At 55.9% G+C, this 9748-nt stretch carries 5 protein-coding genes and 3 pseudogenes; 4 read left to right on the top strand and 4 right to left on the bottom strand.

The genetic code is table 11. From position 1 onward, the window contains the following. The 4 genes and pseudogenes from HDF15_RS25630 to HDF15_RS25295 all read left to right on the top strand — a co-directional run. A pseudogene (locus HDF15_RS25630) lies at positions 1 to 248 on the top strand (nucleotidyl transferase AbiEii/AbiGii toxin family protein); the annotation flags it as partial. A gap of 592 nt (positions 249 to 840) precedes the next feature. Further along, positions 841 to 1005 (top strand): annotated as a pseudogene (locus tag HDF15_RS26130) (DDE-type integrase/transposase/recombinase); the annotation flags it as partial. A 288-nt stretch (positions 1006 to 1293) separates the two neighbouring features. Beyond that, a complete protein-coding gene (locus HDF15_RS25300) occupies positions 1294 to 1590 on the top strand; it encodes an ATP-binding protein (RefSeq protein ID WP_184261203.1) in 297 nt (98 codons plus the stop codon). 378 nt (positions 1591 to 1968) lie between these two features. After that, entirely contained in the window at positions 1969 to 2175 is a 207-nt protein-coding gene (locus HDF15_RS25295) for a hypothetical protein (protein WP_184261200.1), read from the top strand. Here HDF15_RS25295 and HDF15_RS25290 read toward each other — a convergent pair. The 4 genes and pseudogenes from HDF15_RS25290 to HDF15_RS25280 all read right to left on the bottom strand — a co-directional run bounded on the left by HDF15_RS25290 (position 2151) and on the right by HDF15_RS25280 (position 9706). Next, a complete protein-coding gene (locus tag HDF15_RS25290) occupies positions 2151 to 2825 on the bottom strand; it encodes a glycosyltransferase (protein ID WP_184261197.1) in 675 nt (224 codons plus the stop codon). The two genes, HDF15_RS25295 and HDF15_RS25290, sit on opposite strands and share 25 nt — an antisense overlap. After that, positions 2794 to 3216, bottom strand: a complete 423-nt coding sequence (locus HDF15_RS25285) for a hypothetical protein (RefSeq protein ID WP_184261194.1) — start codon at positions 3214 to 3216, stop codon at positions 2794 to 2796. The genes HDF15_RS25290 and HDF15_RS25285 overlap by 32 nt, the downstream gene beginning before the upstream one ends. Positions 3217 to 3331: 115 nt before the next feature. Then, positions 3332 to 3534 (bottom strand): annotated as a pseudogene (locus HDF15_RS26125) (ISL3 family transposase); the annotation flags it as partial. Between the two features lie 244 nt (positions 3535 to 3778). Then, positions 3779 to 9706 carry a non-ribosomal peptide synthetase gene (locus HDF15_RS25280; protein ID WP_221314617.1) on the bottom strand — a complete coding sequence of 1976 codons (5928 nt, stop codon included), beginning with the start codon at positions 9704 to 9706 and terminating at the stop codon, positions 3779 to 3781. Between the last annotated feature and the right edge of the window lie 42 nt (positions 9707 to 9748).

The raw sequence follows: 9748 nt of genomic DNA, 5'->3' as shown, positions 1-9748 counted from the left end.
ACCTAACGTTGCTGAGATCGGTTGTCAAATTCAAGGAGCGGTTCTACTACTCTTCCTGGGCGCGTTACGACTTGGCTGTCCCCGGCTCATTCCGGCTGAGTCCTCCCGATAGCCAACTTCCCGCGCTCGAAAGGGACTACCGTGCGATGCGCGATATGTTCTACCGGGACCCTCCAACATTTGGAGCGATCCTGGCTGGCTTGGCGTCATTGGAACAGGAGATCAACTCTGAGAAACAAGCCCTCTAGCCGCTGCCTTCTTATGAAGGCATGGCCGGGAAATAGAAGAAACGCACACACCCCGGAGTTCGCTCCTCTATTTTGCTATTCTCTCCGTCGGGACGAGGTTCTGAGCTCTCGCCTTTACCTCATCTCGAATGGCGCTTACGATGCTCGGGTCTCGGGCGAAACGTACTGGCAACTACTGACGCGGGTGGAGGACCAACATTATGCCGTTGCTTTAGCGAAGTCGGTAGGGATTCAATACGCTTGCTTGATCACTCCCAATTTACAGCCTAAATGACTAGCAAGCTCAAATGTGAGGCGTAGTTTTCATGCTTGCGTGGGCGTGTTCGTTGAGCCTGCTGGGTGTGGAAGCGTTCTGCTCTGAGTTTCAGGATAGGCATCGGAAAGCCCTTCCTCCTCCCATGCGCATGGTTCAGAATCTCCCAACTTAAATAAAAATTGTCTTGCTTCGGTTGCGTTATCTGGTTATTCTCCCTCCACTTCAGTTTGTGGTATTGGACTTGTCGCATCGCAACGCCCGTATAAGTCGCCTCAACAGGGAAATCACATTCGCAATTCATCCCCCATTCGCATGCGCTTCCCGCCTCAATCGGTCGACACGAAACACCGGACGTACAAATACCTGAACAACATCATCGAAGCCGATCATGGCGCACTCAAGCGAGTCATTTGCCCCACACGAGGCTTTCAGACGATGAAGGCCGCGGACGTTACGATCAAGGGCTTTGAAGTGATGCGAATGATTCTCGTGGGCATTGCTTCACATGTAAGCTGCACGTCAAAGACGAGATGGTTCATTATGCATTATATCTTTCGCGTGTCAAGATTGCATCCGTATTTCAAATACGCAATTTGTATAAGAATATTGCGTTCTTCGTCAATGAGCTAATCAGCTTTTCACCAGACTACTTGTTCGTTGAAGTTCCCCCCATCAGGATGTTGGAAACAACCGCCCGAATTTTTGTTGTGAATAAAGGTAGAGAAAATGGTTCTGGTGCAAACAACTCCTCCACCTGCTCACCTAAGTCCTCAGGACACACTCTAACGAATGCGAGACGCTGTTTGCACCAGAACCCTCGCCCGATGGTCGCGCGTCGAACTGATCGTCATCGATGAACTCGGCTATGTCCCTCTGGCCGAGGTCGCCGCCGAACTGCTCTTCCAGGTCGTCGCTGAGAGAGCCAAAAAGGCGGCCGTCATCGTCACCACCAACCTGCCCTTCTCGGAGTGGCCCCAGGTCTTCACCAATGCTCGACTCTGCAAGGCCATGCGCTCGATCGACTCACCGACCAGGCCCGCATCATCGACACAGGTTCAGAGTCTGACCGCTTCCGAAGAACCCTGAGGAAGAAGACCAAAGAATCAATCCCGCATACAAGTTTTTCGGCAGAGCTTCTGAGAAGGCCTGCCGCTTCTCTCCCTGCCTGTCTGGAAATAAAAGGTGCACGGAAGAGGTCGACAGCACACGCAACAGCTAGCTAAGTGATGGGAAAAGCACCAGAATATGTCCACACACCTCAAATGCAGCTTCGCAAGGTAACTTGATCCATCTTATCTGGTGCAGATTGGTGAGTCAGCCGCCAAATTGCGATGGTGGCCATATTCTCAGTGATGTTCAGCGCCTAACTTCTCATGCTCGTTAAGACAACGACGCCGTGCAACCCCTCTCTCACTCACTTGAATGACAAAGGAACTGTGTACGTTCGTTACTGGAAGACATGGCATGAAGTCCATCATCAACAAGCTTTGCGGCTTGTTCAAGGCCATTGAGCTCATGGATCTGCTTTTCGAAGAATCTTGCACGCTCAAGGTAGGAACGGTCGCCAAGAACTTTTCTTACAGCACTCCTCAGCCGCTGCACTGTGACTTTTTTCACTGGTACGACTTCAGCAACGCCAATTCGCTTCAACCGCACAGCAATTCCGGTTGATCCGAAGTTACAGGGATGGCAACCATGGGTTTCCCGCACTGCAATGCTTCTAAAGATGTATTGAGGCCTGCATGCGTAATGACAAGCGTTGTACGCTTGATCAGCTCAATCTGCGGCGCGAATTCAACGACGACTGGTTCGCCCTCCAGTGGTTTGAGATCCTTCTCCGTAAGCCCTCCTTCCGTGGAAATCACAAGTTGGACATCAAGGTCTCGCACAGCTTGTGCAATCGCCTGAAAAATAGGAACAGAGCCATTCTGTAAAGTTCCCATTGAGGCGTACAGCAACGGCTTTCCATTGAGGCGCTCCCAGGGAAACGGGACCGGCGTTCGTCCGGAATCATCGATAAATGGCCCAGTGTAATGAAAATTGGCAGGCAAGTTCCTGCGTGGGAAATCGAGAAAGGCAGGAATTTGTCCGATGCGTGTCCGCTCTGAAAATAGCTCATTTATCGAACGGAAGGGCGGAAGTTTCCATTGCCATCGGTACGTGCTTATCACTTCGCTGACCGGTTTGAAGAAGTTGAAGAAGATGCGGTTCCCTATAAAATTCCGCATACGAGCAAGTGAACCTGTCTTGTAACTCCAGCCGAAACAGAAGGGAGGAGAGCTCGATTCGTCAAAAAGAGGGGGTAGCAGATCGACGATCATCGCGGGAATCCCGAGATATTCTGCGGCAGTAAGTACGGGAAAAGCTAACGCGTCCACAAGGAGCAGATCGAAACCAGCGCCCTGAAGCATCCCGGGGCAGGTTGGATAAGATCATGTAGCACGTATCAATGGACGCTTCAACCAAGTACTTCAATGCTTGGCTACCAGTCATGGTCGCCAGCTTGGAGTCTCTTTGTTTGAGCGTGCCCGGAGGGCATTCCTTGGAGCCGAGCGGAATAAAGTCGAGACCTGCTGCAAGGATTGGTTCTTTCAGATCCAGCAGTTGAATAAATACAACTGTGTGACCCAAGCCCTGCAAGCGGCGACCCAACGCATTCATGGGATTGACATGTCCCATGGCCAGAAAGGTAAACAGCCCTATTTTAGCCATCGTGCTCCTTACTTTCTCTCGCTAAAGTACCAGAAATACAGCCGGGCTAATGGTTCTTCCGTATATTTAGTGAAGTTGTGTTGGTGCTGGGTCGATCATGTGATTCAGCCTCTTTTCAGGCCCTCTTGAGAACGCGTAGCTTGAGTAGATCGAAGCCGGCGCGACCGTATATCTGTCGCTGATCAGCTTGAGGCGGTGGACCTGACCTACAACTGGGCCATTGCTCCAGGGCAAACTCAGGGCTTGTACAGCTTCTTGATCGCCCATGAGACCAGAGACGAAGCCACGCAAGGAGGTCAGTCTCGCGGCTTCAAGCCATTGCGGTCAGACGATAAGATCCCGGTTGCGAACGATACGAAAGAACTCTCTTCCAAGATGCGCCAGCCGAATCGGGCCCAGCCAATCGCCTTCTTCAGGTGCCGAGCCTTGCTAAACTCCCAAGCCATCATGGCTGAAGCGCCGGGATAACGCACTCTGCCTATCTTCACCTCGTTCTGAGCCGGCTGTATCCGTTCTACTGAACAAATGCAAATGCGTTGCTGGATCTAATGGCCAGAAATGATCAAGAGCTTCTTTCTATCTCACCCTTCTGGGCACGCACTATCAAAGCAGCTATGTCGCTGGCGTGTGGATCAGTCATCATGCTGGCATGGTCCGAGTCAATAGTGTCTTCCCTGTTTTTGCGGGCCTGCGTGGTGATGGCACTCCAGTCGAAGTCGGTCGAGTAATTTCTGATATCTGATTGCTTTGCCCAGCACGCATGGATGGGCACATTGAGGGGGGAAAGCTTACCTTCAGTGATTCGAATGTGCTGATATTCCATATTCTTTACTTGTTCGTGCATTAACCGGATTGATGCGGGCGTTGCGTCAGGATGACCTTCCCTCATTGCCTGCAGAAGTTCGGCTAGCTGTGTTTCACTCAGTCGATCAGGGTCATTTAGGAAAGTTTCCAGGGTGCCTGCAGATATGAGCTCAAGTACCTTTGCAGAAAATTGTGTATGTAACACGTTGCGCCAATAGGTCGAAAGAAACACTTTATCCATTGATGGCAATGGCATATCAAGTAGTCCGACATAGCACAATTGCTGGCCGCGGCGTTCGAGTTCTGCGGCCACGGCTAAAGCGATACGGCCGCCTGCGGACCATCCAAAAAGCCTATAAGGTCCGTTTGGTTGTTGCTCTTGGATCATATCGGCATACTGCATGGAAACTTTCTGAAGCGCATCGCTCTTCTCCCACCATAGAGGCCGTGGCTGCAGGCCAAAGACACAAAAATCCCTGCCCAGGTTTTTTGCAATAACGCTGTAATAGTTAATGTGCTCACCGACCGTAGGCATGCAGAATATTGCCCTGCCATCTCGGTTGCCTGCCAGATGAATCGCGTGCGCAGAGGGGGTGGCCTCGGACAGGCATAGAGCTGCTAGTTTGGCAACGGTAGGGGCGTCAAAAGGGGCACGCACAGGTAACTTGACGGCCAACTCCGAACGTATGCGCGAGACAAGACGTACGGCCAGCAGGGAGTGGCCGCCTAAATCGAAGAAGTTGTCATTGCGGCCGATAGTCTCCACGTCGAGCACCTCCGACCAAAGCTCCGCAAGACGCCTCTCCAGATCGTTCACAGGAGCTTCGTAGTCTTCCCGGGCATAGGCATCGGCCGGAGGCACTGGAAGCGAGTTGCGGTCCAGTTTGCCATTGGCATTGAGCGGCAGATTGTCCAACCTGACATACGCTGCCGGAACCATATAGTCGGGCAGCGTAGCTCCCATGTGGGCACGTAACCGATCAACACCAACCGATACAGTCGTATCGACCAGAGTGTAGTAAGTGACTAGCCGCTTTTCCCCCGTCTCGTCTTCGTTTACAGTGACTGCGGCATCCCGCACATCAGGGTATGCCCGTAGACGTGCCTCGACTTCCTCCAACTCGACACGGAAGCCGCGGATCTTGACCTGCGAGTCAAGCCGTCCCAAGTACTCGACTCTTCCATCGGCCAGCCAGCGCCCGATATCTCCCGTCTTGTACATACGAGTGTCGGGATCGTTGACGAAGGGATTGGAGAGGAAACGCTCCGCCGTCCGCTCCACCTGGTTGATATAGCCCCGTGCCAACCCCGCACCAGAGAGATACAGCTCTCCCGTGACTCCTACAGGAACAGGCTGCCGATTCAAATCGAGGATGTAAATTTGCATGTTCGAGATGGGACGACCGATCACGGACCGGTCGCCGTTCAGACCTTCCTCTTCATCGAAGTCAAAGAACGTAGCATCCCCATTGACCTCCGACGAGCCGTAGAAGTTGAACACCCTTGTATTCGGGCTGTTGGTCTTCACCAGGCGCACGACATCCGGTGTAAGCTGCTCACCGCTGCAGATCAGGTTGCGCACCGAACCAAGCGCGTCGGGCCGGATGTCGAGCAGCGATTTCAGGTGAGAGGGCACGATGGTCAAATTGGTCACTTGCCACAACGCCAGTCCCTCCGCCAGCCATTGAACATTCTTCAGACGGTCGCTGCTGAAGATGATCGCCTTGCCCTTCCCAAGGAGGGCACCGAGTATCTCGGTGATCGAATCAATAAAGCTTATGCTGGTTTTAATCGCAGTAACTGGTCTTTCATGTTTCACGATGCCACCGAACCACATCAGTCTGTTGGCAAGACCGGAGACCGTTCCAGCGACGCCTTTAGGCTGACCGGTGGAGCCGGAGGTATAGATGACATAGGCCAGGTGCGAGGACCGCAGCCCGAGCGCCTGCGCATCGGGGTTGGTCTCCGGCCGGCTGAGCCAGGAGGCCTCCAGATCCAGGTCCAGGACCGGCGCCTTTAGCTCACCCAGCGCTTGCTCCAGGGTCTCGCGCGCCGCACCGTGCGTCAGCACCGCCACCGGTCCGGAGTCCGCAAGCATGTAGCTCAGACGATCCACTGGATACGCCGGGTCCAGAGGAACATACGCTCCACCCGCCTTCAGCACCGCCAGCAGTGCCACCACCATCGCCACCGAGCGCTCCACGCAGATCGCCACACGGTCGTCCGGACGAACTCCCAGAGCCACTAACTCATGCGCCAGACGGTTCGCGCGGCGGTTCAACTCCCCGTAGCTTACCCGCTCCTCCTCGTACACCAACGCCGTCGACTCGGGGCTCCCCTCCACCTGTGCCTCGAACAGTCCATGCACCGTCGCCTCCAACGGATAAGCCACCTCCGTCGCGTTCCACTCCACCAGCAACTGCTCACGCTCCTCTGCAGACAGCATCGACAGAGTGTGCACCGGCTGCGCCTCGTAGGCGACCATCTCGTGCAACAGACGCTTCAAGTAAGAGACATACCGCTGTACGGTGGCTTCCTTGAATAGGGCAGTGCTGTATTCGAGGATACCTTCGACTCCATTGGGTGTTTCCAGCATGTCCAGTGTCAAATCGAATCTGGCCATGGTGCGTTCCGTAGTGAGGGAGGTAATATTCAGGTTCGGCAAGGCCAGAGTCATGGCCTCATTGCTCTGCCACGCGAACATGACCTGGAAGATCGGGCTGTGCGCTAAACTCCGGCTCGGCTTGAGCCGCTCCACCACCTGCTCGAACGGCAGTTCCTGATGCGCCTGCGCTCCGATCGACGTCTGGCGAACCCGCTTCAGAAGTTCGCTCACCGTCGGCTGACCCGTAAAGTCCACCCGCAACGACAGCATATTGACAAAGTAGCCAATCAGCTCCTCGGTCTCGCGCTGCGTCCGGTTCGCTACCGGCGTACCGATCACGATGTCCTGCTGACCCGACAGCCGCGAAAGCACCGTAGCCCAGGCCGCCAGCACCGTCATGAACAGCGTCGTCCCGTGACGCTGGCTCAGCGCCTTCAACTCCCCGGTCAGCGTCGCGTCGAAACTCAGCCGCACCTGCTGCCCCTCGTAGCGCTGCTGCGCCGGGCGGGGGTAATCGATTGGCAGTTCCAACAGCGCCGGCGCACCGGACAATGTCGTCTCCCAATACGCCCCTTGCGCCTCACGCCTATCCCCGCCCAGCCACCGGTGTTGCCAGACTGCGTAATCCCCATACTGGATCGAAAGCTCCGGTAGAGGATCCACCTCTCCGGCCCGATACAGGCTGTACAGGCGGCTGAAATCCTTCACCAGGACTCCGATCGACCAGCCGTCCGACACGATGTGGTGCATCGTCACCAACAGCACATGCTCAGTAGGCGCCAAACGAATCAATCGACCGCGGATCAGTGGCCCCGATGACAGCGAGAACGATCCCCTCGCTTCCTCCCGCGCGATCTGCTGCAGTTCGCTTTCCGCATCGCTCGCCTCGCTGAGATCGTGGATCGTCAGATCAAACGGCGTTGCGGGATCGATCTGTTGCACCGGCTCCCCGCCCACAACAACAAACCGGGTGCGAAGAGATTCATGACGGACCACGATCTGATTCAACGCACGCTGTAGCGCTTCAGGATCCAATGTCCCCATCAAACGCAGACCTACAGGAATGTGATACGCCTCGCTGATTCCTTCCATCTGAGACAAAAACCACAACCGCTGCTGCGCGAACGATAACGGCAAGGACCCAACACGCTCCGCGCGCTCAATGCGAGGCAAAGCAGTTGGGCTGGACTGCGCACATGCCGCCACTTCAAGTACGCTTGGGCCGCTGAAAAGCTCGTCCAGGCTGATTTCCTGGCCTAGCATGTCGCGCAGGCGCGACATGACCCGTACAGCCAGCAGGGAGTGACCGCCCAACTCGAAGAAGTTGTCATTGCGGCCCACCCGATCTACTCCTAGTACCTCCGCAAAGACCCCCGCAACGATCTCCTCCACCTTGCCTGCCGGCGCCTCATAGCCGCGCCGCACATAGGCCTCGTCGTCCGGCGCCGGTAGCGCCTTCCGGTCCAGCTTCCCATTCGGGCTCAGAGGAAAAGACTCGATCCGCACATACGCCGACGGAACCATATGCGCAGGAAGCGTCGCGCTCAGATGCGCCCGCAGGAACTCCGCATCGACCTCCGGCGCATCGCCGCCAGCCGCCTTGTAGTATGCCACCAGGCGCTTGTCCCCCGCCTTATCACTCCGCGCCAGCACGATGGCCTCTGCAACACTCGCATGCTTGCCGAGAAGTGACTCGATCTCGCCCAACTCGATACGGAACCCGCGGATCTTCACCTGAAAATCGTTCCGTCCTAAATACTCGATGTTCCCGTCAGGCAGATACCGCCCAAGGTCCCCGGTCTTATACAACCGGTCCCCCGCTACGAAAGTACTCGGGTTAAAACGCTCTACCGTCAGCTCGGCGCGGTTCAGATAACCACGTGCCACTCCCGCCCCGCCGATGTACAACTCTCCAGCAACACCGGTTGGAACTGGTTCGCCATACTCGTCCAGTAAGTAAATCCTTGTATTCGCTATCGGTCGACCGATCGGTGGTGCCTGGTCACTTCCATGACGGCATTCCATCAGCGTTGCCCAGATGCTTGTCTCAGTTGGCCCATAGGCATTGAAGACACGCCGCGCGGAAGACCACTTTTTGATGAGGTTCGCTCCCGGCAACTCTCCGGCAAGAATCAACACCGCAAGAGTTGTCAGAAGCGCTTCGTCGGATTCTATGTTTGCCAATGCCGCTGGCGTTAGCACCGCATGTGTGATGCCAAGCTGTGCGATCGTTCTTTGAATAGATGCTCCCAAAAGCGAAATCTTGTCTGCCGGTATGCACAAACATGCGCCATGGCAGAGGGCCAGGACCATTTCATAGACACTTGCATCGAAGCTAAACGAGGCAAACTGCAAGACACGGCTGGTTCGCGCAATCGATAGCGATTGTGCCTGCGCACCCACAAGATTGCAGATGCCCCTGTGTTCGATCATGACGCCTTTAGGCTGACCGGTGGAGCCGGAGGTATAGATGACATAGGCCAGGTGCGAAGACCTGAGCCCGAGCGCCTGCGCATCGGGGTTGGTCTCCGGCCGGCTGAGCCAGGAGGCCTCCAGATCCAGGTCCAGGACCGGCGCCTTTAGCTCACCCAGAGCTTGCTCCAGGGTCCCGCGCGCAGCTCCGTGCGTCAGCACCGCCACCGGACCCGAGTCCGACAACATGTAGCTCAGACGATCCACTGGATACGCCGGGTCCAGGGGAACGTACGCTCCACCCGCCTTCAGCACCGCCAGCAACGCTACGACCATCGCCACAGAACGCTCCACGCAGATCGCTACACGGTCGTCCGGTCTTACACCCAGCTCCACCAACTCATGCGCCAGACGGTTCGCTCTACAGTTCAACTCCCCGTAACTTACACGCTCCTCCTCGTACACCAACGCCGTCGACTCGGGGCTCCCCTCCACCTGTGCCTCGAACAGTCCGTGGATCGTCGACTCCGACGGATAAGCCACCTCCGTCGCGTTCCACTCCACCAGCAACTGCTCACGCTCCGAAACAGGCAACATCGACAGCGCTTCCCGTCCAACCGCTCCCGGTTGTTCCAGAGCATCCGCCAGCTGGCTCAGCACCCTGTCCATGTAATCGCAGAGCCGCCGTCCGCCGTCTTCGCCGACCAGCGA

The sequence above is a fragment of the Granulicella mallensis genome (genome assembly GCF_014203225.1).
Lineage (GTDB): Bacteria > Acidobacteriota > Terriglobia > Terriglobales > Acidobacteriaceae > Granulicella > Granulicella mallensis_A.
This window is presented reverse-complemented; position numbering and strand designations above follow the sequence as displayed.